Raw genomic sequence first — 26,185 nt, forward strand, 5'->3', positions numbered from 1 at the left:
GTGATTGGACGGGCATCATTCGTGATTGGTGGGGAATCACTCTCGATGCCCGTCCCATCACGCGTGATGCCCCTCTGATCACGCGTGATGCCTCCAAGATCGTGAGGTCGGACACGCTGGCGTGACCCTGTGGATACCTTTTGGTGATCCGCGGGTATGGTGAAAGGTCGTTGCGGGCGCCTCATTCGGAGAGCGAGCCCGGTTGAGGCTCCCGAAAGGTGAGTGGTGGGCTTGCGCGCCCATGGTTTTGTTCTGCCCGGGGTGAGCGGCCGATGACCGTCACGATCGAACCCACCGGATCCGCCGCCGAAGTCACGCTCGCCGAGCGGGCGCTGTTCTGGTCCGGTCTCGGTGCCGCCGAGCGCACCCTCCTCGACATCCTCGCCGCCACCGCCGAGCGGCACCCGAACGCGGCCGCGATCGACGACGGCACCACCACCCTGACCTACCGCCGGCTCCTCGAGGAGATCGACGCCTACGGGCGCCGCCTCAAGAGCTACGGCGTCGGCCTCGGCGACCGCGTCGGCATCCGGATCTCCTCCGGCACCGCCGAGCTGTACACCGCCATCCTGGCCACGCTGTCCGTCGGCGCCGCGTACGTGCCGGTCGACGCCGACGACCCGGACGAGCGCGCCGAGCTGGTCTTCGAAGAGGCCCAGGTCGCGGCGGTCGCCACCGACGGCGAGATCCACGTCCACAGCACCCCCGGTGGCCGCGAGGGCCGTCCCGGCCCAGCCGACGACGCCTGGATCATCTTCACCTCCGGCTCCACCGGCAAGCCCAAGGGCGTCGCGGTCACCCACGCGAGTGCCGCCGCCTTCGTCGACGCCGAAGCCGAGCTCTTCCTCGCCGACGAGCCGATCGGCCCCGGCGACCGCGTCCTGGCCGGCCTGAGCGTCGCCTTCGACGCCTCCTGCGAAGAGATGTGGCTGGCCTGGCGCCACGGCGCCTGCCTGGTCCCGGCGCCCCGCGCGCTGGTCCGCACTGGCGTCGACCTCGGCCCGTGGCTGGTCGCGCAGCGCATCACCGTCGTCTCGACCGTGCCGACGCTGGCCGCGCTGTGGCCGGCGGACGCGCTCGAAGACGTCCGCCTGCTCATCTTCGGCGGCGAAGCCTGCCCGCCGGAGCTGGCCGAGCGCGTCGCCGTCGAAGGCCGCGAAGTCTGGAACACCTACGGCCCGACCGAGGCCACCGTCGTCGCCTGCGCCGCGCAGCTGACCGGCGACGGCCCGGTCCGCATCGGCCTGCCGCTCGCCGGCTGGCAGCTCGCCGTGGTCAACGACGAGGGCGAGCCGGTCGCCATGGGCGAGACCGGCGAGCTCGTCATCGGCGGCGTCGGCCTGGCCCGCTACCTCGACGCGGCGAAGGACGCCGAGAAGTTCGCGCCGCTGCCGTCCCTGGGCTGGCAGCGCGCCTACCGTTCGGGCGACATGGTCCGCGCGGAAGAGGAAGGCCTGCTGTTCCTCGGCCGCCTCGACGAGCAGGTCAAGCTCGGCGGCCGCCGCATCGAACTCGGCGAGGTCGACGCCGCGCTGCAGGCCCTGCCGGGCGTGCAGGGCGCGGCCGCCGCGATCCGCCGCACCAAAGCGGGCAACCAGGTCCTCGTCGGGTACGTCGTCCCCGGCAGCGAGGAGTTCGACCACGACCAGGCCGCGCATCGCCTGCGGGAGCACCTGCCCGCCGCGCTGGTGCCGCTGCTCGCCGTCGTCGACGACCTGCCGACCCGCACCTCCGGCAAGGTCGACCGCACCGCCCTCCCGTGGCCGCTGTCCACAGTGGAGGCTTCCGGGCTGACCCCGACCGAGACGTGGCTCGCCGAAGGCTGGGCCGAGATCCTCGGTGTGTCGGTCGACAGCCCGAAGGCCGACTTCTTCACCCACGGTGGCGGCAGCCTGACCGCCGCGCAGGTGGTCGCCCGCATCCGCACCCGGCACCCGCAGGTGTCGGTCGCCGACATCTACGCCCACCCCAAGCTGGGCGCCATGGCCGCGATGCTGGACGCGCTGAGCGGCCAGGCCACCGAACGCCGGGACATCGCGCCGACGAAGCGCCGGGCCGGCGTCATCCAGACGCTGCTGCTGGTCCCGCTGATGGGCCTCGTCGGGCTGCGGTGGGCGACGCTCGCCGCCGCGCTGTCGAACGTCCTGTCGCTGCTCGGGTTCGCCTGGGCGCCGACGCTGAGCTGGGCCTGGATCGGCCTGGCGTGGGTGGCGCTGTTCAGCCCGGCGGGCCGGATCGCCATCGCCGCCGGCGGCGCGCGCGTGCTGCTGTCCGGAGTGCGTCCCGGGACGTACCCGCGTGGCGGCAGTGTCCACTTGCGACTCTGGACGGCCGAGAAGCTGGCCGAGTTCTCCGGCGCGGACAGCGTGGCCGGCGCGTCCTGGATGACCACGTACGCGAAGGCGCTCGGCGCGCGGATCGGCAAGGACGTCGACCTGCACTCGCCGCCGCCGGTCACCGGCTTCCTCAAGCTGGGCCGCGGCGCGGCGATCGAGCCTGAGGTCGACCTGACCGGCCACTGGGTCGACGGCGACGTCGTGCACATCGGCAAGGTCCGCGTGGGCGCCGAAGCCCGTGTCGGCGCGCGCAGCACGCTGTTCCCGGGGGTCCGGATCGGCAAGGGCGCGGAGATCGCGGCCGGGTCGACCGTCCGCGGCGCCGTCCCGGCCGGGCAGCGCTGGGCCGGTTCGCCCGCCGCCCGCGTCGCCAAGGAGGAGCGCAACGCGCTGAAGTGGCCGTCGAGCCGCCCGCCGCGCTCGCACTTCTGGGCCGCCGTCTACGGCGTGACCTCCCTGGCCCTCGGCTTCCTGCCCGGCGTGGCCGCGCTCGCCGGGGTCGCCGTGCTCGGCTACGCGATCTCCGGTGCCCCGACGCTGCTGGACGCGTTCACCCGCGCGCTGGTCTTCGTCCCGGTCGCGACCGCCGCGTACTTCCTGGCGTACATGCTGCTCGTGCTGGTCGGTGTCCGGGCACTGAGCGTCGGCATGGTCGAGGGCTACCACCCGGTGCACGGCCGCGTCGCCTGGCAGGTCTGGGCGACCGAGCGCCTGATGAGCATGGCCCGCGAAGGCCTGTTCCCGCTGTACGCCAGCCTGTTCACCCCGGTGTGGCTGCGGCTGCTCGGCGCGAAGGTGGGCCGCAACGTCGAGGCGTCGACCGTCCTGGCGCTGCCGAAGATGACGAAGGTCGACAGCGGCGCGTTCCTCGCCGACGACACGATGGTCGCCACCTACGAGCTCGGCCACGGCTGGCTGCACGTCGCTCCGGCACGGATCGGCAAGCAGGCCTTCCTCGGCAACTCGGGGATGACCGCCCCCGGCCGCTCGGTGCCGAAGCGCGGCCTGGTCGGCGTGCTGTCCTCGACGCCGCTGAAGGCGAAGAAGGGCTCGTCGTACCTGGGCATGCCGCCGCTGCCGGTCCGCCGCGCGGTCGGCGAGGCCGACACGAGCCGCACCTACACCCCGGCGCTGCACCTCAAGGCGGCGCGGGCGCTGGTCGAACTGTGCCGGATCGTCCCGGTCATGTGCGGGGTCGCGCTGACCGTCGTGGTCGCGTTCGGCCTGCTGTGGACGGCTTCGGCGTTCGGCTTCGGCGTCGCCGCGCTGCTGGCCGGGCCCGCCCTGCTGGCCGCCGGGATCGTCGCGGCGCTGACCGCGACGGTGATGAAGTGGCTGCTGGTCGGCAAGTTCCGAGAGGTCGACCACCCGTTGTGGAGCTCCTTCGTCTGGCGCAACGAGCTGGCCGACACCTTCGTCGAGGCCCTGGCCGTGCCGTGGCTGATCGGCTCGGTCGGTGGCACCCCGCTGCTGAGCGCGTGGCTGCGCACGATGGGCGTCAAGATCGGCCGCGGCGTCTGGCTGGAGACGTACTGGCTGCCTGAGGCGGACCTCGTCGAGCTGGGCGACGGCGCGACGATCAACCGCGGCTGCGTCGTGCAGACGCACCTGTTCCACGACCGGATCATGAGCATGTCCCGGGTGACCCTCGGCGAGGGCGCGACGCTCGGCCCGCACGGCATCGTGCTGCCGGGTGCGGGCATCGGTGCCCGGACGACGGTCGGCCCGGGCTCGCTGGTGACCCGCGGCGACGAGGTCCCGGCCGACACCCGCTGGCTGGGCAACCCGATCTCGGCCTGGCCGGGCAAGTAACGAAAGCAGGGCCAGGCGCGCCGGACTCCCCCGTCCGTGCGAGCCTGGTTCCAGCACGCACGACGAAAGGTTCGCCACGGGTGATTGCGAAGGCTCCCGCTCCCGGCGCGGACACCTCCGGCGACCCGTACCTGCCCGCGCACGGCAACGGCGGCTACCGGACGCGGCACTACGACCTGAACCTCGACTACAAGGTCGCGCCCAACCGGCTCTCGGCCTCGGCCGTGATCACCGCCGAGGCGACGCAGGCGCTTTCCCGCGTCAGCCTCGACTTCGGTGAGTTCCGGGTCAACCGCGTGCTGTTCGACGGGAAGCCCGCGAAGTACCTCAAGCGCGGCGCCAAGCTGCACGTCAAGCCGGCGAAATCGGTCCCGGCGGGTGCGGCGTTCACCGTCGAGGTCCACTACGTCGGCAACCCGCGCCCGGTGCGGAGCCGCTGGGGTGACGTCGGCTGGGACGAGCTGACCGACGGCGCGCTGGTGGCGAGCCAGCCGGTCGGCGCGCCGTCGTGGTTCCCGTGCAACGACCACCCGTCGGACAAGGCGGCGTACCGGGTGAGCGTGACGACGGCGTCGCCGTACCTGGTCGCGGTCACCGGCACGCTGGTCGAGCGCACGACGTCGGCCAGCACCACGAGGTGGGTCTACGAGCGGCGCGAGCCGACGGCGACGTACTTGATGAGCGTGCAGATCGGCCGCTACGACGAAGTCGAGCTGACCGGCCGCGGCTGGTTCCCGCACACGGGCGTGGGACTGCGCCGGCTGAGCCTCGGCATCGGGCGCGCGAGCGGGCAGGTGGAATCGGTCTTCGAGACGGTCCCGCAGCGGGCCGCCGTGCCGCCGCGGCTGCGGCGCGCGTTCGAGCGCGACTTCGGGCGGCAGGGCCGGATGATGGAGTTCCTGCAGCGGCTGTTCGGCCCGTACCCGTTCACCGAGTACGTCGTCGTGGTCACCGACGACGACCTCGACGACCCGATCGAGGCCCAGGGCATGGCGATCTTCGGCGCCAACCACGTCGACGGCCGCCGCACCCACGAGCGGCTCGTGCTGCACGAGCTGTCCCACCAGTGGTTCGGCAACAGCCTGACGGTGGCGGATTGGCGCCACATCTGGCTGAACGAGGGCTTCGCGACGTACGCGGAGTGGCTGTGGTCGGAGGAGTCGGGCGGCCCGCCGGCCGCGGCACTGGCCCGCGACTGGCACGCCCGCGTCAAGGCCAAGCCGGCGGACGTCCGGATCGCCGACCCGGGCGTGTCCCGGATGTTCGACGAGCGCGTGTACAAGCGCGGGGGGTTGACGCTGCACGCGCTGCGGGCGGAAATCGGCGACGCGGCGTTCTTCGCGTTGCTGAAATCCTGGGCGGAGCAGTACCGGCACGGGCTGGTCACGACCGAGCTCTTCGTCGCCGCGGCCGAGGTGCACGCGGGGCGTTCGCTGCGCGGCTTCTTCACGCGCTGGCTGGACACGCCGGCGGTGCCCCCGCTGCCCTGATTCGTCGGATGTCTATGCTGCTGTCCGGGTGAACCGCCCTGGCCTTTCGGGCTGCCTTCTGCAAGTATGGCCGGACGCCGCCGCATGATCTCGCCGAAACGTAGTATGAATTCGGAGGATGCTTCATGGACGCAGTGTCCCGGCGGACGGTACTCCGCGCTGCTTCGGTACTCGCCGGGGCCGCCGCCTTCGGGGGTTTGTGGTCCCAGGCCGCCCCGCCCGCGCTCGCGAACGCCGACCCGCACCGGGACGTCGCCGAAGACGCGCGGATGATCTGGCGGCGGTTGCCGAAGAACTGGCAGGAAGGCCCGTTCCTGGCCAACGGCTACCTCGGCACCCAGGTCTACGCCGGGAAGACACCGAACACCCTCAAGTTCATGCTGAGCCACACCCAGGTGCAGGACCAGCGCATCCAGTGGGAGGCGGGCATCGGCCTCTCCCGCCTGCCGATCGGCTCCCTCACGCTCACCCTGGCCGGCGCGATCACCGCCGTCGACTGGACGCTCGACCTCTACAACGCCGAGCTCGGTGGCACCATCACCACCACGCAGGGCTCGGTCGCCTTCTCCGCCGTCGTGCACAACGACCTCGGCGTCCTCCTCGTTTCGTTGACGCCGAGCGCCGGCGAAGCCGGTGCCACGTGGGGCTTTCAGCCGCTGGAGTCCGCGACCACCCGGACCGTGCGCAAGCCGCCCGAGTACGTCGCCAACCCGGCGCCCGAGCTCGGTGACGGCTACTGCGCCCAGCCCATGCTCGCGGGCGGCGGGTACACCACGGCGTGGCAGGAACGCGCGATCGGGACGCGACGGCTGCTCGCCGCGACCGTCGCCTACAGCTTCCCGGGCACCACGCACACCGCCGACGCGCGCGCGGCCGTCCGGAAAGCGCTTGCCGCCCGCCCGGACGCCCTGCTCGCCCGCCACCGCCACTGGTGGAACGACTACCACCGGCGCAGCTTCGTTTCGGTTCCGGACAAGCAGGTGCAGCGCTTCTACTGGATCCAGCTCTACAAGATCGCGGCCGCCACCCGGGCGGACGGGCCGGTCGTGTCCGAATGGGGGCCGTGGTTCCCCGAGACCGGCAACAGCTGGACCGCCGTCTGGTGGAACCTCAACGTCCAGGTCACCTACCCGATCGTCAACAGCACCAACCACCCCGAACTCGACGCCGTCACCGCGACCTTCCGGCGCGACCACGCGAACCTCGAGGCGTCCGTCCCGCCCGCGTACCGCGACGGCGACACCTACGCCCTCTCGCACCCGGGCGACTGGCGGCTGCGGCCCGGCGGCACGCGCTCGGTGGGCGTCCCCGGGACGACGTCGAAGACCGACCAGACCGGGAACCTGCTGTGGGGGCTGCACAACGTGTGGCTGGCCTACCGGCACCACCTGGACAAGCGCGTGCTGCGCGATGTCCTGTACCCGACCTTGGCGAAGGCGCTGAACTTCTACCGCCACTTCCTGTTCACGGGCCCGGACGGGTTCCTGCACCTGCCGCTGACCCGGTCGCCGGAGTACGCCGACGCGCCGGACTGCACCTACGACCTGTCCCTGATCCGGTGGGCGGCCCGCACGCTCGTCGACTCGGCCCGCATCCTGTGCCTGGACGAACCGCGCGTGCCGATCTGGCGGGAAATCGGCGCGAAGCTCGTGCCGTACCACGAGGACCCGGCCAACGGCGTGCTGATCGGCGACGCCGTCCCCCTGTCCGCTTCGCACCGGCACTTCTCGCACCTGCTGTGGCTGTACCCGCTGCGGGAGAAGGTCTGGGACCGCCCGGGCGACCGCGACCTGATGACGCGCACCTTCACCCACTGGGCCGCCGACCAGACGGCGTGGCACGGCTACAGCTACGCGGCCGCGTCGTCGATGAGCTCGGTGATGGACGCGCCCGAAGAAGCGTTGCGGTACCTGAAGTTCTTCCTCGACCGGAACGTCGTGGCCGATACCGGGCTGACCGCGAACACGATGTACCGCGAGGGTTCGAACTTCGCGATCGAGAGCCCGATCACCGCGGCACAGTCCGTTGTGGACATGGTGCTGCAGGGGGCCGGCGGGGTGCTCAAGGTCTTCCCGTCGGTGTCGGCGACCTGGCGTGACGCCTCGATCGCCGGGCTGCGCGCGGAAGGTGCGTTCCTCGTGGACGCCTCCCGCCGCGACGGCCAGACCGAGTTCGTCCGCGTGCACAGCGAAGCCGGCGAGGCCCTGGTGCTCCAGCACGGCGTCGCCGGGGACATCGAGGTCCGCGACGAACACGGCCGACGGCTGCCGTGGCGCCCGGCCGGGCCCGGGCGGATCGCGATCGGGCTGCGCCGCGGCGGCACCGCCGTCGTCACCCCGCGGGGCGGGCGCCCGGACTACGCGCCGCGGGACGTCCCCGCGCTCGGTCCCGCGCCGGCGTGGGGCCTGCCGAGCTGAACCGGAGGAGGTCGAACGGACGTGACGTGCAGAACCGTGCTCGGCGGGGCGGGGTCTGCCGTGATCGCGTGTTCTCACCCGGGAACGCGGTCGTGACGGCAGAATGACGCTCTCCGACGAGGGGAGCGTGGATGAGCGAGCCGGGCGGCAGACCCGGTCCGTACTCGGACCGGCCGCCGCCGAAGCAGTCGTCGGCGACGGCGATCGTGCTGGTCACCGGGTCGGTCGTGGTTGTCGTGGTGATGGCACTGGCCTTCCTGGCCTGGGGCTACCCCGGGTTCCTGCGCGAGCCGGCCGGCCGGGCCGGCGGCGCGTTCCGGACCACCGCGCCGACGTCGAGCTCCCCGTCGGCGACCGTGTCCGGCACGCCGGCCGCGATCCCGGGCGGCCGGGCGCCGATGCCGAAGCGGGCGAAGCCGCTGGCCGACCCGGTGACGTGCGCGTTCACCCCCGACCCGGGCTCACCGGCGCCGAAGAAGGCCGCGCTGCCGCCCGACGGCCCGGCTCCGTCGACCGGGACCGTCGACGTGCGGCTGGCGACGACCGCGGGCGACGTCGGGCTGACCCTGGACCGCGCGCTGGCGCCGTGCACCGTGGTCAGCTTCCTGAGCCTGGCCCGGCAGGGGTTCTACGACGGGACGGCGTGCCACCGGCTGTCGGTCAGCGCCGGGCTGCAGATGCTCCAGTGCGGCGACCCGGTCGGCGACGGCACCGGCGGCCCGGGCTACACGATCCGCGACGAGCTGTTCCCCGGCCTCACGTACGGCCGCGGCGTCCTCGCGATGGCCAAGCCGACCGCCCCGGACTCCGGCGGGTCCCAGTTCTTCCTGGGCTTCGGCCGGATCGACATCCCGCCGGACTACACGGTCTTCGGCAGCATCGACGACCCCGGCCTCGAGGTCCTCGACCGGATCGCCCGCGCCGGAACCGACCCGGCCGAACCGGGCATCGGCGACGGCAGCGGCCCACCCGAGATCCCGGTCACCCTCACCCACGTCACCCCCTGACCGTTTCGGGCGGTCGAGGAGTCCGGGCTTAAGGTGGGTCCACGTACGGACACCGGGGGAGTCGTTGCCGTTCACCTTCGCGCACCCGGCCGCCGTGGTGCCGCTGGCCCGGTGGCTCTGGCTGCCCGGCCTGGCCGCGGGTTCGCTCGCGCCCGACGTGGCCTACTACGTGCCCATCCCGGGCGGTGCCCTGACCCACGAGCCCGCCGGCCTGGTGAGCGTGGACCTGCTGCTCGGGCTCGCGCTGGTGGCCGTGGGGTACGCCGTCCTGGCGCCGGTACTGGCGCTCGGCCCGGCCGGCTGGCGGGAGCGGGTGCCGCGTCCGGAGGGCCGCATCCCGTGGCTCGGCGCGGTGGTCTCGGTCGTCGCCGGGGCGGCGACCCACCTGCTCTGGGACGCGTTCACTCACACCGATGGCTTCGCGGTGCGGCACTGGGCTTTTCTGCGGGTCTCGGTCGTCGGCCCGCACCGGCTGTACAACGTTGTCGGGTACGTGTCCTCGGCCGGTGGCCTGCTCGTGCTCGCGGTGCTGGTCGTGCGCTGGTACCGCCGGGCGCCGCGGGCCGGACGGGCCTGGCCGGTGCTGCCCCGCGCCGGCCGGCTCGTCGTGGCGGCCGGGCTCGGCGCCGGACTGGTGGCCGGGGCGCTGCTCGGGCTGACGGACCCGGTGAGCCGGGTCAGCGGGTACGACTGGGTGCGGTGCCTGCTGATCGGCGCGGTGCGCGGCGGGGCCGTCGCGGCCGCTTGCCACGTCGGGTCCTGGCCGCTGATCAGCCGGCGGATCCGCGCTCGGGCCGTGCCGTCGCTGCGCTGACCCGACCAGGCGATACGGCCGATCGGACGTAACACGAAGCGTGATCGTCCCGACTCGGGGAGACGACGGGTACGGACACGGCTCACCGGGGGTCGGGATGGCCGAAGGAAGCTTCTGGAAGACGGCGCCGGGTGTGCTGACCGCCGTGGCGGGCGTGATCGCGGCGGTCGGGGGACTGCTGGCCATCCTGTTCCAGGTCGGCGTCCTCGGCGGCGGGGACGAACCGCCGCCCGCGGCCTCCGGGGTGGCTTCGTCGTCGGCCGTGGTCTCCTCGACGGTCCGCTTCTGCATCGGCGCCGGGACGGGGATCAACCTGAACGACAGCCTGGACGTCGCCTTCGAGAAGATGTCCGGGCTCGAGATCGCGCGGTCCGACCCGGCGCTTTCCGCCGGCGGCAAAGCGACCGTCAAGGTGCACCTCACCAGCGGGAAGGATTTGTCCGGGACGATCACGTCGGGCTGCGACTTCTTCGCGCAGACCGACGTCGGCCGCTACAGCCTCTACCCGGACAGGCTGGTGAAGATCGAGTTCCGCCGCTGATCGCTCACAGGTCCAGCACCAGCTTCGGCGACAACGCGCGGGACACGCACGGGTACATGCGGCCGGGAGCCGCGCCGATGTCGTCGCGGTGCTCGGGTTCGCCGTCCAGCACCAGCACCTCGCAACTGCCGCACACGCCTTCCCGGCACGCCGACGGCACCGGCTTCCCGGCGTGGTTCAGCGCGTCCAGCAGCGACTCGTCCGCCGGGACCTGGATCCTGCCCCCGGACCGGCCGCAGACCACCTCGAACGGTGTGTCGGGCCCGAACGTCCGCCGCGTGGGCTCGAAGCGTTCGGTGTGCACCCGCGGGAACACCGCCTCCGCCGCGTCCACCATGGACGCCGGGCCGCAGCAGTAGACGTCGGCGGCCGGGAACTCCCGCGCGAGCGCCGCGAGATCCGGGCGCCCGAACCGGACGCGGTCCCCGTACCAGCCCCGCAGTTCCGCGGCGAAGGGCCGGCTCCGGCCCGCGTACGCCAGCGTCACGGCGGCACCGGACGCGACCGCGGCCCGCAGCATCGGCACGATCGGCGTGATCCCGATCCCGCCCGCCACGAACAGGTACTCGGCCGCCGGCCGGAGCGGGAAGTGGTTGCGGGGCAGCGAAACCGACAGTGTCCGGCCCGGCCGGAGGAACAGATGGACGTATTCCGAGCCGCCGCGGCTCAGCGGGTCGTGGCGGACCGCGATGCGGTACGCCGACAAGTCGCCGGGATCGCCGCACAGCGAGTACTGCCGCGTCAGCCAGTTCGGCAGCTCCAGGTCGATGTGGGCGCCCGGCTCCCACGGGGCCAGGGGGCCTTCGTCGCCGCGCAGCAGCAGGGAGACGACGTCGCCGGTCAGGCGCTCGACGCTTTCCAGGATCGTTTTCTGCATGTCAGTACAGCTTCCGGTAGCCGTCTTCGAGGAGCTGGTCGAGCAACGCCGGTTCGAGGTTCATCTTCTCGGCGGCGATCTCGCCGGCCGACGGCAGTTCCGCGGCCAGCGCCTGGCTCGCCGGGTCCCACAGGCGCGACCGGATCAGCGCGCGCCCGCAGTGGAAGTACACCTCGGCGACGTCGACGACGATCGCCAGCATCGGCGCCTTCGCCTCGGTGCGCATCCGGGCGAGCACGTCCGGCTCGTCGGTGACGTACGCGCTTCCGTTGACCCGCAGGGTTTCCCGCATGCCGGGGACGAAGAAGAGCAGGCCGACCCCGTCGTTCTCGGCGATGTTGCGGAAGGAGTCCGCGATCTTGTTGCCGGGCCGGTCGGGCAGGGCCAGGGTGCGCTCGTCGAGCACCTTGACGAAGCCGGGGTAGTCACCGCGGGGGGAGCAGTCGGCGCGGCCCGCGGCGTCGGCGGTGGCCAGCGTCAGGAACGGCGAGTGCGCGATGAAGCGGCGGGCGTGCCGGTCGATGCGGTCGCCGATCTTGGCCTTGATCATCTCCTCCGGCTCGCCCAGCCGGGCCCGCACCGCGGCCGCGGAGACGTGATGGAGCATGTTTGTGCTGGTCATGGCACAATTATGAGCAAATATTCAGATCTTGACTACTCGCTTTCCCGGGGAGATCCGTGACGTCGGACCAGCGCCGCATCCAGCCACGTAAACAGCCGCGTCAGGTCCGCGCCGAGCTGACCCGGCAGCGGATCCTGACCGCGGCTGCTCACGTTTTCGCCGACCACGGCTACGCCGCCGGCACCACCAACCGCATCGCCGAGCGCGCCGGCATCTCGATCGGCTCGCTGTACCAGTACTTCCCGAACAAGGACGCGATCCTCGCCGAGCTGCTGACCCGGCACCTCGACGACGGCACGGCGGCCGCGACGAGGGTCCTCACCGGCCCGCTGCCGGACTCGATCGAGGAGGTCTTCCGCGTCTTCGTCCGGCTCGCGGTCGAAGCCCACCTCGACGACCCCCACCTGCTGCGCATGCTGCTCGAGCAGGCCCCGCGGTCGGACGAGCTGCTCGAGCGGATCGGCCGGGTGAAGCGGACCATGGTCGACCGCACCCGTCAGCTGCTGGAAGGCCACCCCGAGGTGCGCGTCGCCGACCCGGCCACGGCGGCCCGCCTGGTCATCGCGACGGTCGAGCTGGGCGTCCACGACCTGCTGGCCGAGCCCGACCCCATCGACGCCCGGCGGCTCGAGGACGAGATGGTCGCGATGCTGACCCGGTACGTCACCGGGTGAACCGGCAGGCCCCCGCGTCGATCCGGGTGCCGATCGCGGACGAGTCAGCCCAGCCGGTGCATGATCCGTTGCGCTTCGGCCGGGCTCAGGGCGAGCTGGGGGTCGTCGCGGAGGCCGCGCCAGATGTCGTCCAGCTTGCGGGTGGGCTGCCAGCGGCCTTGACCGACGTACAGCTCTCCGAACCACTTGTCGCCGGCCTCGGTCTTGACGAGGAGGCGGGTGGCGTCGACGTCGAGGGTCGCTTCCAGCGTGTCATAGATCCCGAAGTACCAAGCATCGGAGCCCCACTCCTGGCGCTGCTTGAACCGGCGGATCCGCTGGGCCAGCTGGTAGGCCTCGAAGGTTTCCTGGGCCGGGGCGACTTCGGTGACCGTCCAGTCCGGGTGGTCCGCCACCTCTTCGAGCAGACTGGCCGTCTTCCACTCGAGGCCGCGGCCGAACACCCGCTCGGTTTCGCCGTCGAGGTGCACCACCGCGCGCGGGACGTCGTGCCCGTCGTCGACGAGGAACGAGCGTGGCCGGGAGAGCCGCGCGGTGACCTGCTCGACTTCCTCGGCACTGAGCGGCAGAGACCGGTCGAAGGACCCGACGCCTCGGTAGGGGCCGCGAAGCTGTTTCGAGGGGATCCACAACCCGTCGCGGACGCACACCTCTTCGCCGCCGTTGTGCCGCCGGACCACGGTGAACACCAGCTCGACGTCGACGAAGGGGCGCAGGTTTCTCGAGAACCCGAAGTATTCTGGGCCCTCGGTCCGGCGGGCGGCCCGGACACCGGTCGCGAGCGCGAACAGGAGGTCCGCCGCCTCTTGCTCGCCGGCGACCGCTTCGAGCTCCAGCCCCGGTGGAACGGGCTCCCACCGGAGGTTTCGCGTGTAAGCCTCGGCCACGGCCGGGATGTCCCGGACCACAGCGACGGGAAACGGCAGCTCGTCCCGGGCCACGAACCACCGCGCAGGGGCGACCTCCCCGCGGATCCGGTCGTGCTCCGCCTCGCTGGTCGGGACGGAGCTGGGCTCTTCGGGATCGTCGTCCGTGTAACGCATGGTTCCCCCTTGCGCCGAGGTTAGCCGATCAGGCGCCCGCCCGGCGCAGGCGTTCGGCCGCCTGGACCCGCACGGCTTCTCCGCACACCGGGCGGTCGCCGTGCAGTGCTTCCCAGCGGGCGTTGTGCAGTGCGGGCCAGAGACTCGCCGCCCAGGCGATCTCGCGCTCTTCCGCGGTGAACCGGCGCCCGCGGAGTTCCTGGTAGACCGTCAGGAACGCGGCCGAGCTGTCGATCGGCGCCAGGTTCGGCGGCGAGGCGCTGGCGAACGTCCCGGACGCCGCGCCCGCCAGCGCCGCCTCCGGTTGCCACGCCAAGCTGTCCCAGTCGTCCACCGACCAGATCTCCCCGTCGCGCCAGCGGAGGTTCTGGGCTTCGAAGTCGGCGTGGCCCAGGACGCACGGCAGATCCGCGGCCAGCAAACGTTTGCGCGCCCGGACGGCCGTCTCGACGACGACGGCGGGCACGGCACCCTGGTCGAGTTCGTCGAGGAAGCCGATCGACGGCCACAACCCCGGATCCGTGTGGTCCCACCGCGCCCACCGCGGGTTCGGCAGCGGCGGCGGGACCAGCACGCCGGTCAGCTCGGCCATCAGCCGGGCGAAGACCGCCGCGCAGCGCACGGCGACGTCCGGGGTGTCGCCCGGCAGCAGGGTGCCGCCGGGCCGGAACTCCTCCGCGTGCACCGCCCGCGGGCCCACGGTGATCACCGGCGTCACGGGCCGGGGACACGGAAACCCGCGCTCCGCCAACCGGGCCTGTGCCTCGACGCAGGCGGCGGCCCGGCCCTCGTCCTCGCGCGCCTTGACCACGACCTGCCGTCCGTCGGTCAGCCGCACCCCGGTCACGTCCGACAGCGACCGCCGTTCGAACAGCACGCCGGCCGGTGCGGCACCGAGGTGTTCCGTGCACCAGGACGACAGCCAGTCCACTCAGCGGTCCCTGGCCACGAGCGCCGCCTGCGTGCGGCTGCTCACGCCGAGCTTGGCCAGCACGTTGCCGACGTGCGCCTTCACCGTCCGCTCCGCCAGCCGCAACCGGCCCGCGATGTCCTTGTTGGACAGTCCCTCGCCCAGCAGGTCCAGCACATCCCGCTCCCGCGGCGTCAGCGCACCGCCGGCGCTCAAGGCCGCTGCCGCCGCCGGGCTCAGGGCCGTCACGCCCTGGTGGGCCGCCCGGACGGCCGCCGCGAGCTCGTCGCCCGAGGAATCCTTCAGCACGAACCCGGCCGCGCCCGAGGCGAGGGCTTCGCGGATCTCCCGGGGGCGGCCGACCGTGGTCAGCATGAGCACCCGCGGGGCCGCCGGTCCGAACCGGCGCAGGACTTCGAGGCCGTCCATGCCCGGCAGGTACAGGTCGAGCAGCACGACGTCGGCCTCGGCGGACGACGCGAGCAGCTCCCGGCCGCTCGCGAAGACCGCGACCACGTCCAGGTCCGGCTGCGCGCCCAGGATCAGCGCGATGCCCTCGCGCACCAGCGCGTGGTCGTCGACGACCTGCACCCGGATCATGCCCGCACTCTACTGTCGGCCCATGCGCCAGTCCCTCCTCACGACCGCCGCGGTGGCCGCGGTGTTCTTCGCCAGCGGGGCGTGGACGCCGCAGCAGGGGTGGCTCGCCGCCGGGCTCAGCGCGGCCCAGCTCGTCCCGCTGCTGTGGTCCCGTCGCGCTCCGGCGCTCGTGCTCGTGGTGGTGACCGTCGCGACGGCCGGGCACCTGCTGCTCGACCAGCCGCGCAACACGATGTACGTGCCGGTGCTGCTTGCCCTCCACAGCACGCCCCAGCGGTGGCTCGCGGCCGCGGCGGCGCTCGTCACCGGCGCCGCGGTGTTCCCGGCGAAGGGACCCGTCGACGGCACGCTCCTGGCCGTCACCATCAGCGCGGTCGCCTGGCTGCTCGGCGCCGAACGCCGCCGGGCCCTCGCCGACCGGGCCGAGCGCGCGGCCCGGCGGCTGCACGACACGCTCGCCCAGACCACGGCCGTCATGCTCGTGCAGGCCGAGACGCTGCGCGCGGTCGGCGACCTGACCGACGCCGACCGCGCCCGTCTCGACACCCTGCTGGCCGCCGGCCGGGGCGCGCTGACGCTCGTCCGCCGCACGCTGGACGACCTGCGCGACGACGCCGACCGCGCCCCCGACCTCGCCGAGGTGCTGGCGCGGCTCCGCACCGCCGGCCTGGTCCTTGACCGCGACCCGGTGCTGCCGGAACTGCCGCGCCCGGTGCGGGAGCTGGCCGAGCGGTTCGTCGCCGAAACCGCGGTGAACGCCCTGCGCCACAACGGTCCCGGTGTCCGGCTGCGGCTGGACGTCGACGCCGGGGAGCGGGTGAGGATCACCGCGCGGAACCCGCTCAAGGGAACGTCGTCCCCCGGAGGCGGCTACGGGCTGGCGGGACTCGCGGAGCAGGCCAGGGCGGCCGGCGGCACGCTCACCCACGGCCCGCGCGACGGCGAGTGGGTCGTCAGCGTCGAGCTGCCAGCAGCTGTGCCACGGTCACGAACCGGTAGCCGCGCTGCTTGAGCGCGTCGAGGACCGGTCCGAGCGCCCGGCGGGTCGGCTCGCGTGCCGGGTACATCGCGTGCAGCAGGACGATGGAGCCGGGCCGCACCTGCTCGACGGTCGTCCGCTCGATGGTGGCGGCGTCGGGGGTGCCGGCGGAGTCCGGGTCGACGTCCCAGGTGACGGTCGTGCGGTGGTGCGAAGCCAGGTAGCGGGGGAGGGCGAAGAGCTTCTTGCCGTGCGGCGGCCGGAACAGGATTTCCCCGCGGTAGCCGGTGGTGCGGATCAGCGCGTCGGTGGCTTCGACCTCGTCGGCGACCCAGGACGACGTCACGCCGATCATGCGGTCGTGGCTGAAGCTGTGGTTGCCGATCTCGTGCCCGGCGGCGGCGATGTCGCGGGCGAGGTCCGGGTGCGCGGCGATGTCCCGGCCGACGAGGAAGAAGGTCGCGGGCACCTGACGGCTGTCCAAGGTGCCGAGGACCGCGTGGGTGCCGGCGGGGTCGGGGCCGTCGTCGAAGGTGAGGGCGACGATCTTCTCGCTGGTGTCGACCCGGTTCACGAGGGTGCCGAAGAACTGGAAGGTCCGCGAGTCGGCGACCTGCAGCAGCGTGAAGGCGCCCGCGAGGGCGACGACCAGCAGGCTCGCCACGACGATCGTCCACTTCCGCGCGCGGCGGGATCTCAGGATCATGGCCGCCACCCTGGCGGTGGTGCGGAACGGGGGGAAGCCGCGAAGGTACTAGTACCCGTCAGCATGTGTTGACGCGATTCCGCTGTCAGCATATGCTGACACGGTGAGCTTGCCGACCGACCTCGACCACGCCGTGCGCAGCACCGACCCCGACGTCGCGCTGCGGGCCGTGGCGCGGCTGCGGCGGCTGACCGAGCAGCTGGAGGCCGATCAGGTGGCGGCCGCGCGGCGGGCCGGCTGGTCGTGGCAGGACATCGCCGAGCGGCTCGGCGTCACCAAGCAGACCGTGCACCGCAAGCACCGTGGCCGGGAGGGCTGATGTTCCAGGGAGATCACCCGGCGGTCGGCCGGGCGTTCCGCCGCGCCGGCGAGCTGGCGCGGGAGTTCGGGCACACCCGGGTCGGCAGCGAACACCTGCTGCTGGCGCTCACGGAAGGGCCGCTGGCCGGGCTCGCCGGCATCGAGCAGGCCGTGCACCGGGCGGCCCCGGACGGCGCGGGCGTGGCCGCCGACCGCGAGGCGCTGACGGTGCTCGGCATCGACCTCGGCCCGCTGCCGGCGGAACTGGCGGACCGGCCCCCGGCCAAGGCGCCCCTGTTCCCGCTGGGCGCGGGGAAGGCCCGGCGCCGCTGCGCCCGCGCGGCACCGCGGATCGGCCTGGACGTCCAGGCGGCGTACGCCGCGTCACTGCGCCTCGCCCTCGCGCGCCGGGAACGCCGGCACCGCGTCGAGCACGTCGCGCTGGCGCTGGTCGCGCTCGACCCCGGAGCCGACTGGGTGGTGCGCACGGCCGGGGTGAACCGCGGAGAACTCCTCGCCGGCCTCGCGGCGGCCCACCCGCCACCGCGGCGGAACCGGCTGCTGCGGGCCGAACGCCGGGTGGGCCGCCGGGCGCGGTGCCGCGACATCGTCCGCGGCTACCAGCACACCACCGGCCGCGCGGCGGTCGCGCCCGCCGCGTTGGCCGGCTTGGTGCACTGAGCCGGCTCCGGCTGTCGGCCCAGTCGCCGGCGCCCCAGAAAACCACAGTGGGGCGCCGGCGGGCGGGCGTCAGAGCGGATTGAAGACGCCCAGGGGAGCGGTGCAGAACGGGCCGCCGACGTACTCGGCCGCGGGGCCCGTCGGCGCGGGCTTCGCCGCCAGCTGGTCCGCGTACACCTCCGCGTCGTCCAACGACTTGTAGCCCAGCGCCTCCGCCTCCGCCAGCGAGTAGATCCGGCGGGTGTTGTCCGAGACGCCCCAGATCAGCCGGTACCCCGGCGAAGGCGCCGAAAGGCAGGCCTCGAACAGCCGCGCGGCGTCGTCGGGGGAGAGCCACGTCGACAGCCCGCGGGGGCCCAGCGGCAACGGCGTCTCGAAGCACGAGCCGATGCGGATCACGATCACGTCCATGCCGAACCGGGAGTGGTACAGGCTCCCCAGCGCCTCGATCGCCGCCTTGGAGACGCCGTAATACGTGTCCGGCCTCGGGGACGAGTCCGCCGGGAGGTCGGAATCCACCCGGCGGAAACCCACCGCGTGGTTGCTCGAGGCCAGGATCACGCGCGAGATGCCCGCCGCCTGCGCTGCCTCCAGGACCTTCTGCGTCCCGTTGATGTTGACGTCGAGGGTCGCTTCCCACGAGTTCTCGCGGCTGTGCCCGCCCAGGTGGATCAGCGCGTCGACGCCTTCGCACGCCGCCGCCATCGCCGCCGGGTCGGTCACCGACGCCGTCACGATCTCTTCGGAAGCGTCGGAAGCCGTTTGCGGGGCCAGGTCGAGCAGGCGCAGCACCCGGCCCGGGCGCCGCAGGCGGGGGCGCATCAGGGTGCCGACGACACCCGCCGACCCGGTGATGAGCACGCGCTGGTCCGTCATGGGGTTCCTTTCACACAGAAGGGGGTCAACGGATGCCGGCGCGGCGCAGCTGCTGCCCGAGCTCGGCGGTGGTCTCGGCGAGCAGCTCGCCGACGCGGCGGGCGTCGTCGTCGGTCACCTGGGCGATGGGCATCGAGCAGCTGATCGCGTCGGTGCCCGGGATGCGGTACGGGATCACCGCGGCGACGCACCGGACGCCCAGCGTGCCTTCTTCGACCTCGGCGGCGTACCCGCGTTCGCGGGTGGCGGCGAATTCGGCGTGCAGGCCTTCGAGCGTGGTGATGGTGTTCGGGGTCAGCGCGGGCAGCGTGGCCGGCATCAGCGCTTCGATCTCGTCGTGCGTCAGCTCGGCCAAGAGGGCCTTGCCCAGCGCGGTCGCGTGCGCGGGCAGCGTGCGCCCGACGCGGGAGACCAGGTGCGTCGAGCGTTGTGACTCGCGCGTCTCCAGGTAGACGACCTCGGTGCCGTTGCGGCGCGCGAAGTGCGCGGTGAAGCCGGTCTTCTCCCGGATGCGTTCCAGCGCTTCGGTGGCGAAGGGGACGACGGCGTCGCGGTCGAGGTACGCCGTGCCGCAGATCAGCGCGCGGACGCCCAGCCGGTAGCGGGCGGTGTTCGCGTCGGCCTCCAGCCAGCCGGCCTCCAGCAGCGTCCGCAGCAGGCCGTGCAGCGACGAGCGCGGGAAGCCGGTGCGCGCGTGCAGGTCCGACAGCGACAGCCAGACGTCGTTCGCCGCGAACGTCTCGATGAGGTCGACGGCCCGGCGTGCGGACTTGACGCCCGAGGCTTCGGCCGGGGCGCTCTCGGCCGCGTTGTCCACCTTCTGCGGCATTTGTGCTCCTCCGTCCGGCCGTTGACTTGTGACCCCGGCCATATTAGCGTCCCGAACAACGTTCTTATGGATGAACATAATCACTATAACAGACTCCGTTCATAGATGTGAACAGTGGCACCACATCGACGTGGACGCGGAAGGGAGCCTGCGGTGCACGCACTCGACTGGACGATGATCTGCGCGTACTTCGCGCTGATGATCGTGATCGGCTGGTGGTCGCACAAACGGGTCAGCGACGTGAAGGACTTCTTCACCGCCGGCGGCCGGATGCCGTGGTGGCTGGCCGGCATCTCACACCACATGTCCGGCTACAGCGCCGTCCTCTTCGTCGCGTACGCGGGTGTCGCGTACACCAGCGGCGTCACCGTGTACTTCTGGGGCTTCGCCAGCATCGGCATCGGCGTGGGCATCGGCAGCTGGCTGTTCGCCGCCCGCTGGAACCGGCTGCGCTCGAAGCTCGGCGTCGCCTCACCGCTGGAGTACCTGGCCAAGCGGTACAACGTGCCGACCCAGCAGGCGCTGGCCTGGAGCGGCAGCCTGCTGAAGATCTTCGACATCGCGGCCAAGTGGTTCGCCGTCGCGACGCTGCTGCACGTCTTCGCCGGCCTGGACTACAACCTCGGCATCCTCATCACCGGCGCGGTCACCCTCGTCTACTGCACGATCGGCGGCCTGTGGGCCGACGCGCTCACCGACTTCGGCCAGTTCGTCATCCAGGCCATCGCCGCGATCGTGATGATCGTCGTGGTGCTGGGCAAGCTGGGCGGGATCTCGGCGCTCTGGACGATGTGGGACAAACTCCCCGCAGGCCACGTCGACCCGGTGACGTCCAAGTACACCACCATCTTCCTGCTCGTCTACGTGCTGGTGAAGACGCTGGAGTACAACGGAGGCATGTGGAACCTGGCGCAGCGGTACATGGCCGCGCCGACCACCCAGGAGGCCAAGCGTGGCGCCCGGCTGTCGTCGGCGCTGTACCTGTTGTGGCCGCTGGTGCTGATGTTCCCGATGTTCGCCGCGCCGCTGCTGATCCCGGGCATCAAGGACCCGACGCAGTCCTACGCGATCATGACCACGACGTTCCTGCCGCCGGGCCTGATCGGCCTGGTGCTGGCCGGCATCTTCTCCCACACCATGGCGATGGTCTCCTCCGACGCCAACGCCATCTCCGCGGTGATCACCCGGGACATGATCCCGGCGATGTTCCGCCGCACCCGGCAGTGGACCGACGTCCAGGGCCTGAAGGCCGCGCGGATCACCACGGTCGTGTTCGTCGCGCTGACCATGCTCGTGGCCACCCAGGCGCAGAACCTCGGCGGCGTGCTGCAGATCGTCGTCAACTGGGTCGCCGCGCTGATGGGCCCGATCTCGATCCCGCTGCTGCTGGGCATGCTGCCGTGGTTCCGCAAGTGCGGCCCGCGCGCGGCGCTGATCTCCTGGGCGGGCGGCCTGATCGACTACGCGCTGGTGTACTACGTCTTCAAGGCGAACCAGACCGTGCTCGTCGCGACGCCGATCCTGGTTTCCCTCGTTCTCTACGTCGGTCTCGGCCTGCTGGCCCCCGAGCGCAGCGACGCCGCCGATGAGATCGTCGACACCGTGAACACCGCCGACGACGTAGTCGGCCGGAAGCAGGAAGGCACGACCGTGCCCGCCTGACGCAGGCCTCACCCGGCCGAACCCGAAAAAGGACGAGAGAGCAGAAGACTGATGGCACAGAACGAGATCGAGCTGGACGGCCTGCTGGCGTTCCCCCTCACCCCGTTCACCGAGGACCTCGAGGTCAACCTCGACGCGTTCGCGGAGAACGTGGAGAGCCACATCGCGGCGGGCGCCGGTGCGCTGTTCGTGGCGTGCGGCACCGGCGAGTTCAGCTCGCTCTCGCCCGCCGAGGTCACCTCGGTGCTCACCCGGGCCCGGGAGGTGGCCGGCGGCCGCGTCCCGGTCTGGGTGGGCGCCGGGGGCGGCGCGGCGTCGGCCCGGGCCGGCATCGCGGCGGCACAGGCCGGCGGCGCGGACGGCGTGCTGCTGCTGCCGCCCTACCTCGTCGCCGGACCGCAGCCGGGCCTGGTCGACTTCGTCCGGTACGCCGTCGGGGACTCGTCCGTGCCGGTCATCGTGTACCACCGCGGCACCGGCGTGTTCAGCGCGCCGGCCGCCGCGTCGCTGCTCGACATCCCCTCGGTCGTCGGGCTCAAGGACGGCTACGGCGACGTCGAGTGCATGACCCGGATCGTCACCACGATCCGGGTGCTGGACACCGAGCGGGCGCGGAACTTCCTGTTCTTCAACGGGTTGCCGACCGCGGAGGTCTCGGCCAAGGCGTACGCCGCGATCGGCGTCGCCCGGTACTCCTCGGCGGTGCACTGCTTCGCGCCGGAGATCGCCCACCGCTTCCACCGCGCGCTCGCCGAGGGGGACACGAGCGTGATGGACGCCCTGCTCACGGGGTTCTACCTGCCGCTGGTGGCGTTGCGGGACGAGACGCCCGGCTTCGCCGTCTCGCTCGTCAAGGCCGCCGCCCGGCTGCGCGGCGACAAGGTCGGCCCGGTCCGGCCGCCGCTGGTCGAGCCGACGCCGGAGCAGATCCACCGGCTGGAGAAGGTCGTGGAGGACGGCTTCGTGACGCTGAAGGGGCTCGGCTGATGCAGATCCTCGACGTGGTGCTGACCCCGGTGGCGTTCGCGGACCCGCCGCTGCTCAACGTCATGGGCGTGCACGAGCCGTTCGCGCTGCGCAGCGTCGTCCAGGTCAAGTGCGAGGACGGGATCGTCGGGCTCGGCGAGTCCTACGGCGACGACGCCTTCCTCGGCGAGGTGCGCAAGGTGCTGCCGCGGCTGCGCGGCCACGACGTGTTCGACCTGCCCGGCCTGCAGCGGCTGGTCGCGGAGGCGCTGTCGGACACCGTGCTGACCGACGCGCACGGCCTGATCGGCGGGTTCTCCATCCGCAAGACCATCGCGAGCGTGTACTCGCTGTTCGAGGTCGCCTGCCTGGACGCGCAGGGGCACTACCTGGGCCGTCCGGTGACCGACCTGCTCGGCGGCAAGGCGCGCGACGCCGTCGAGTTCTCCGCCTACCTGTTCTACAAGTACGGCAAGCACGTCGACGGCCGCGAGGACTCCTGGGGCGAGATCACCACGCCCGAGGCGCTCGCCGGGTCGGCGAAGCGGATGTTCGACGAGTACGGCTTCCGCTCGATCAAGCTCAAGGGCGGGGTCTACGAGCCCGCCCAGGAGATCGACGGCGTCCGCGCGCTGGCCGAGGCGTTCCCGGGGCACCCGCTGCGGATCGACCCGAACGGCGCCTGGACGGTCGAGACGAGCATCCGGGTGGCCGGCGAGCTCGACGGCGTCCTGGAGTACCTGGAAGACCCGACACCGGGCATCGACGGCATGGCCCAGGTGGCCGCCGAGGCGTCGATGCCGCTGGCCACCAACATGTGCGTGGTCAACTTCGGCGACATCGAGCCGGGCTTCCGGGCGCGGGCGATCGGCGTGCTGCTGTCGGACCACCACTTCTGGGGCGGGCTGCGCGCCACGCAGTCGTTGTCGGTGACGTGCGAGAGCTTCGGCGTCGGTCTGTCGATGCACTCCAACAGCCACCTCGGGATCAGCCTGGCCGCGATGGTGCAGGTCGCCGCGGCGACGCCGCACCTGACCTACGCCTGCGACACGCACTGGCCGTGGAAGGTCGAGGACGTCATCGAACCGGGTGTGCTCCAGTTCCGGGAAGGGGCCGTCGCGGTGCCGACGACCCCGGGACTCGGCGTCACCCTCGACGAGGACGCGCTGGCGAAGCTGCACGAGAACTACGTCCGATGTGGACTGACCCAGCGGGACGACGTGACCTACATGCGGAAGTACGTCCCCGGGTTCGAGCCGAACACGGCGAGGTGGTGAGCCGGTGAAGGTGACGGGATACGCCTACCCCTGGGACGTCCTGGAGCCCGGGTTCGCCGCCCGGGTGCGGGCGCTCGGCGTCGACGAGGTGGCCGTGGCGCTGTCGTACCACAGCGCCCGCGCGGCGACGCCGTGGTCGCCGTCCCGGACGGCGGTCGTGGCGCGGCACGCGGCGTTCTACCGGCCGGTGCGTCCGGACGGGTGGGGCGCGCTGCGTCCGTCCACTCCGGACTGGATGGCCGCGGAGGACTCCGGCGGCGACGCCGTCCGGCTGCTCGGCGAAGCCGGGATCCCGGCCGCCGCCTGGATCGTGCTGACCCACAACTCCCAGCTCGGCTACGAGCACCCGGACGTCGTGGTCCGCAACTGCTTCGGCGAGTCCTACCCGTGGGCGCTGTGCCCGTCGCAGCTCGGGGTGCGTGAGTACGCCGCCGCAGTGGTGGCGAATTCCGTCGCCGGGCTGGAGCTGTCGTCGGTGATCCTCGAGGCCTGCGGGCCGCTCGGCGCGGTGCACCAGCACCAGCACGAGAAGACCGACGGCGTGTGGGCGCCCGCGGTGGCCCGGCTGCTGTCGATCTGCTGCTGCGACGCCTGCGCTTCGTCCTGGGACGTCGACGCGGACGCCGTCCGGGCCCAGCTCGTCGAGGAGGTCCGGCGGCTGATCGCGACCGGCGACCTGGGGGTGACGGCCGATGGCTTGCCGCCCTCGTTGACCTCGATGCTGCTGCGGAGCCGGCAGCGGGCCACCGACGAACTGCGGGCCGCCGTTTTGGCCACGCTGCCGCCGGGCACCCGGATCGTGCTGCACGGCGCGCTCGACCCGTGGGTCACCGGCGCGCTGCCCGGGCTGACGCCGTCGGCACCCGAAGACGTCGACACGGTCGTATTGTTCGGGTGGGCGTCCGCCACGGGTGCCGAGGCCGTCGCGGCGGCCCGGGAGGCCCTGCCCGAACGGGTCGCGATCGCCAGTTACATCACGGCGGTCGCCGCCGCGCCGGTGCCGGACATCGCCGCCTACGTCGGCGAGCTGGCCAAGGCGGGTGCCGCCGAGCTGCACCTGTACCACCTCGGCTTGGCCGGTCCGGGCCGCTGGCCCGACCTGGAAACGGCCACCGCCGCCGCCCATGAGAACTGAGGAGCTGCACCCCACATGAGCCAGGCCACTGACGCCGCCACGCTCGAGAAGATCCTGGCGGGCGCCGCCGAAGCCGCCCGTCCCGCCGCCGAGGCGACCCCGGCCGAGCGCGCCGGCTGGCTGACCGCCGTCGCCGACGCCCTCGACGCCGCCGCGGGCGAACTGGTCCCGCTGGCGCACGCCGAGACGCACCTGCCCGAGTCGCCGCGGCTGGCCGGCGAGCTGAAGCGCACGACGTTCCAGCTGCGCCTGTTCGCCGAAGTCCTCGCCGACGGCGAGTACCTCGGCGCCACCGTCGACCACGCCGACCCGGACTGGCCGATGGGCCCGCGTCCGGACATCCGCCGCGTCAAGACCGCGATCGGGCCGGTGCTGGTGTTCGCGGCCAGCAACTTCCCGTTCGCGTTCAGCGTCGCCGGCGGCGACACCGCGTCCGCGCTGGCCGCGGGCTGCCCGGTGGTCCTCAAGGCGCACCCGGGGCACCCGGAGCTGTCCGCGCAGACCGGCTCGATCGTGCGGGAAGCGCTGATCAAGGCGGGGGCACCGGCCGCCCTGTTCAACGTGATCTTCGGGCAGGAGGAAGGCGTCACCGCGCTGAAGGACCCGCGGATCGCGGCGGCGTCCTTCACCGGCTCGATCCCCGGCGGGCGGGCGCTGTTCGACATCGCGAACGCGCGCCCGCGGCCGATCCCGTTCTACGGCGAGCTGGGCAGCGTCAACCCGGTCGTGGTCACCGAGGCCGCGCTCGCCGTGCGCGGGGAAGCCGTGGCCAAGGGCTACGCCGGGTCGTTCACCCTCGGCGCCGGCCAGTTCTGCACGAAGCCGGGCCTGCTGTTCCTGCCGGAGGACCACGGCCTGACCGACACGCTGCGCGCGGCCCTCGACGGCGCCGCGGCGCAGCCGATGCTGAACGACCGGATCGCTTCCGGATACGCCTCTCGGCTGTCTGCGCTGCGGGAGGTCCCGGGCGTCGAGGTCGTGTCGTCGTCGGATTCCGCGTCGCCGTCCTTCACCCCGACGCTGCTGGCGACCACCGGCAAGCAGTTCCTCGAGGGCGGTGACACCGTGCACGAGGAGTGCTTCGGGCCGGCGTCGCTGATCGTCACCTACGCCGACCAGGCCGAGCTGCTGCGCCTGCTCGACGTCGTCGAACCGGGGCTCACCGCCACGATCCACGGCGAGGAGTCCGATGTGGACTGGCTGCGGCCGGTGCTGCCGTCGCTGGCCCGCATCGCCGGACGGCTGCTGTGGAACGACTGGCCCACCGGCGTGACGGTGAGCTGGGCCCAGCAGCACGGCGGCCCGTACCCGGCCACGACCGCCCCGACGACGACGTCGGTCGGCACCGCGGCGATCGAGCGGTTCCTGCGCCCGATCGCCTGGCAGGGCTTCCCGGACGCCCTGCTGCCCGAGCCCCTGCAGGAGGCCAACCCCTGGCAGCTGCCCCGCCGCACCGACGGCTCCCGCTGACCGACTGACCCCGGCACTTTCACGTGAAAGTGCCCACCTGGCCGCGGCACTTTCACGTGAAAGTGCCCACCTGGCCCCGGCACTTTCACGTGAAAGTGGCCGGGGTGTCCGCCGCCGCACAACTGAATTCCGTTCCCCCGCAAGCCAAGGATGTCTTGATC

General features: G+C 72.5%; 23 protein-coding genes. 15 read left to right on the forward strand and 8 right to left on the reverse strand.

The window, feature by feature from the left end; translation table 11 throughout:
• The first annotated feature begins 272 nt into the window (after positions 1-272).
• From DV20_RS00190 to DV20_RS00215, 6 genes are all read left to right on the forward strand, one after another.
• A complete protein-coding gene (locus tag DV20_RS00190; protein ID WP_043775001.1) occupies positions 273-4,148 on the forward strand; it encodes a Pls/PosA family non-ribosomal peptide synthetase in 3,876 nt (1,291 codons plus the stop codon).
• Between the two features lie 80 nt (positions 4,149-4,228).
• Complete coding sequence (locus tag DV20_RS00195) at positions 4,229-5,638, forward strand: M1 family metallopeptidase (RefSeq protein WP_043775003.1); 1,410 nt, start codon at positions 4,229-4,231, stop codon at positions 5,636-5,638.
• Positions 5,639-5,763: 125 nt separating this feature from the next.
• A complete protein-coding gene (locus tag DV20_RS00200; RefSeq protein WP_043775006.1) occupies positions 5,764-8,055 on the forward strand; it encodes a glycosyl hydrolase family 95 catalytic domain-containing protein in 2,292 nt (763 codons plus the stop codon).
• A gap of 131 nt (positions 8,056-8,186) precedes the next feature.
• Positions 8,187-9,062, forward strand: a complete 876-nt coding sequence (locus tag DV20_RS00205; protein ID WP_043775009.1) for a peptidylprolyl isomerase — start codon at positions 8,187-8,189, stop codon at positions 9,060-9,062.
• Between the two features lie 64 nt (positions 9,063-9,126).
• Positions 9,127-9,876: a DUF4184 family protein gene (locus DV20_RS00210; RefSeq protein ID WP_043775011.1), complete on the forward strand. Its 750-nt coding sequence runs from the start codon at positions 9,127-9,129 to the stop codon at positions 9,874-9,876.
• A 97-nt stretch (positions 9,877-9,973) separates the two neighbouring features.
• The gene (locus tag DV20_RS00215; protein WP_043775013.1) at positions 9,974-10,417 is read left to right on the forward strand and encodes a hypothetical protein; all 444 of its coding nucleotides are present in this window, start codon (positions 9,974-9,976) and stop codon (positions 10,415-10,417) included.
• 4 nt (positions 10,418-10,421) lie between these two features.
• On the opposite strand, the gene DV20_RS00220 is transcribed toward DV20_RS00215, so the two are convergent.
• Both DV20_RS00220 and DV20_RS00225 read right to left on the reverse strand, forming a co-directional pair.
• Entirely contained in the window at positions 10,422-11,294 is an 873-nt protein-coding gene (locus tag DV20_RS00220) for a PDR/VanB family oxidoreductase (RefSeq protein WP_043775016.1), read from the reverse strand.
• Position 11,295: 1 nt separating this feature from the next.
• Complete coding sequence (locus DV20_RS00225) at positions 11,296-11,916, reverse strand: MSMEG_1061 family FMN-dependent PPOX-type flavoprotein (RefSeq protein WP_043775019.1); 621 nt, start codon at positions 11,914-11,916, stop codon at positions 11,296-11,298.
• Positions 11,917-11,972: 56 nt separating this feature from the next.
• Between DV20_RS00225 and DV20_RS00230 the strand changes: the two genes are divergently transcribed.
• Positions 11,973-12,590, forward strand: a complete 618-nt coding sequence (locus tag DV20_RS00230) for a TetR/AcrR family transcriptional regulator (RefSeq protein ID WP_051735717.1) — start codon at positions 11,973-11,975, stop codon at positions 12,588-12,590.
• Positions 12,591-12,634: 44 nt separating this feature from the next.
• Here the strand turns inward: DV20_RS00230 and DV20_RS00235 are convergent, their stop codons facing one another.
• The 3 genes from DV20_RS00235 to DV20_RS00245 are packed head-to-tail and all read right to left on the reverse strand — an operon-like array spanning position 12,635 to position 15,143.
• The gene (locus DV20_RS00235) at positions 12,635-13,633 is read right to left on the reverse strand and encodes a hypothetical protein (protein ID WP_043775021.1); all 999 of its coding nucleotides are present in this window, start codon (positions 13,631-13,633) and stop codon (positions 12,635-12,637) included.
• 28 nt (positions 13,634-13,661) lie between these two features.
• Positions 13,662-14,564, reverse strand: a complete 903-nt coding sequence (locus DV20_RS42890; protein WP_167344351.1) for a phosphotransferase — start codon at positions 14,562-14,564, stop codon at positions 13,662-13,664.
• Positions 14,565-15,143: a LuxR C-terminal-related transcriptional regulator gene (locus DV20_RS00245; RefSeq protein WP_043775024.1), complete on the reverse strand. Its 579-nt coding sequence runs from the start codon at positions 15,141-15,143 to the stop codon at positions 14,565-14,567. It lies immediately after the preceding gene.
• Positions 15,144-15,165: 22 nt separating this feature from the next.
• On the opposite strand from DV20_RS00245, the gene DV20_RS00250 reads away from it, so the two are divergent.
• Complete coding sequence (locus tag DV20_RS00250; protein ID WP_043775026.1) at positions 15,166-16,155, forward strand: histidine kinase; 990 nt, start codon at positions 15,166-15,168, stop codon at positions 16,153-16,155.
• Here the strand turns inward: DV20_RS00250 and DV20_RS00255 are convergent.
• Positions 16,097-16,828 (reverse strand): polysaccharide deacetylase family protein, encoded by a 732-nt coding sequence (locus tag DV20_RS00255; protein WP_043775027.1) that lies wholly within the window; start codon positions 16,826-16,828, stop codon positions 16,097-16,099. The genes DV20_RS00250 and DV20_RS00255 overlap by 59 nt on opposite strands.
• A 109-nt stretch (positions 16,829-16,937) precedes the next feature.
• Here DV20_RS00255 and DV20_RS00260 point away from each other — a divergent pair, with 109 nt between their 5' ends.
• Together DV20_RS00260 and DV20_RS00265 are read left to right on the forward strand one after the other, a co-directional pair.
• The gene (locus DV20_RS00260) at positions 16,938-17,147 is read left to right on the forward strand and encodes a helix-turn-helix domain-containing protein (RefSeq protein ID WP_051735718.1); all 210 of its coding nucleotides are present in this window, start codon (positions 16,938-16,940) and stop codon (positions 17,145-17,147) included.
• Positions 17,147-17,809 carry a Clp protease N-terminal domain-containing protein gene (locus DV20_RS00265; protein ID WP_043775030.1) on the forward strand — a complete coding sequence of 221 codons (663 nt, stop codon included), beginning with the start codon at positions 17,147-17,149 and terminating at the stop codon, positions 17,807-17,809. Before DV20_RS00260 ends, DV20_RS00265 begins: the two co-directional genes overlap by 1 nt.
• Positions 17,810-17,878: 69 nt before the next feature.
• On the opposite strand, the gene DV20_RS00270 is transcribed toward DV20_RS00265, so the two are convergent.
• Together DV20_RS00270 and DV20_RS00275 are read right to left on the reverse strand one after the other, a co-directional pair.
• The gene (locus DV20_RS00270) at positions 17,879-18,685 is read right to left on the reverse strand and encodes an NAD-dependent epimerase/dehydratase family protein (protein WP_043775033.1); all 807 of its coding nucleotides are present in this window, start codon (positions 18,683-18,685) and stop codon (positions 17,879-17,881) included.
• A gap of 25 nt (positions 18,686-18,710) precedes the next feature.
• Positions 18,711-19,514: an IclR family transcriptional regulator gene (locus DV20_RS00275; RefSeq protein ID WP_043775035.1), complete on the reverse strand. Its 804-nt coding sequence runs from the start codon at positions 19,512-19,514 to the stop codon at positions 18,711-18,713.
• A gap of 153 nt (positions 19,515-19,667) precedes the next feature.
• Between DV20_RS00275 and DV20_RS00280 the strand changes: the two genes are divergently transcribed.
• Genes DV20_RS00280 through DV20_RS00300 form a run of 5 tightly spaced genes read left to right on the forward strand, consistent with a single transcriptional unit; the run spans position 19,668 to position 26,024 of the window.
• A complete protein-coding gene (locus DV20_RS00280) occupies positions 19,668-21,176 on the forward strand; it encodes a sodium:solute symporter family protein (RefSeq protein ID WP_043775037.1) in 1,509 nt (502 codons plus the stop codon).
• A 51-nt stretch (positions 21,177-21,227) separates the two neighbouring features.
• Positions 21,228-22,163 carry a 5-dehydro-4-deoxyglucarate dehydratase gene (locus tag DV20_RS00285; RefSeq protein WP_043775038.1) on the forward strand — a complete coding sequence of 312 codons (936 nt, stop codon included), beginning with the start codon at positions 21,228-21,230 and terminating at the stop codon, positions 22,161-22,163.
• Positions 22,163-23,419, forward strand: coding sequence for a glucarate dehydratase family protein (locus tag DV20_RS00290; RefSeq protein ID WP_043775041.1), 1,257 nt, complete (start codon positions 22,163-22,165; stop codon positions 23,417-23,419). The genes DV20_RS00285 and DV20_RS00290 overlap by 1 nt, the downstream gene beginning before the upstream one ends.
• Positions 23,420-23,423: 4 nt before the next feature.
• A complete protein-coding gene (locus DV20_RS00295) occupies positions 23,424-24,554 on the forward strand; it encodes a hypothetical protein (protein WP_043775043.1) in 1,131 nt (376 codons plus the stop codon).
• A gap of 15 nt (positions 24,555-24,569) precedes the next feature.
• A complete protein-coding gene (locus DV20_RS00300; protein ID WP_043775045.1) occupies positions 24,570-26,024 on the forward strand; it encodes an aldehyde dehydrogenase (NADP(+)) in 1,455 nt (484 codons plus the stop codon).
• Positions 26,025-26,185: the final 161 nt, after the last annotated feature.

The sequence above is a fragment of the Amycolatopsis rifamycinica genome (assembly GCF_000695625.1).
Classification (GTDB): domain Bacteria; phylum Actinomycetota; class Actinomycetes; order Mycobacteriales; family Pseudonocardiaceae; genus Amycolatopsis; species Amycolatopsis rifamycinica.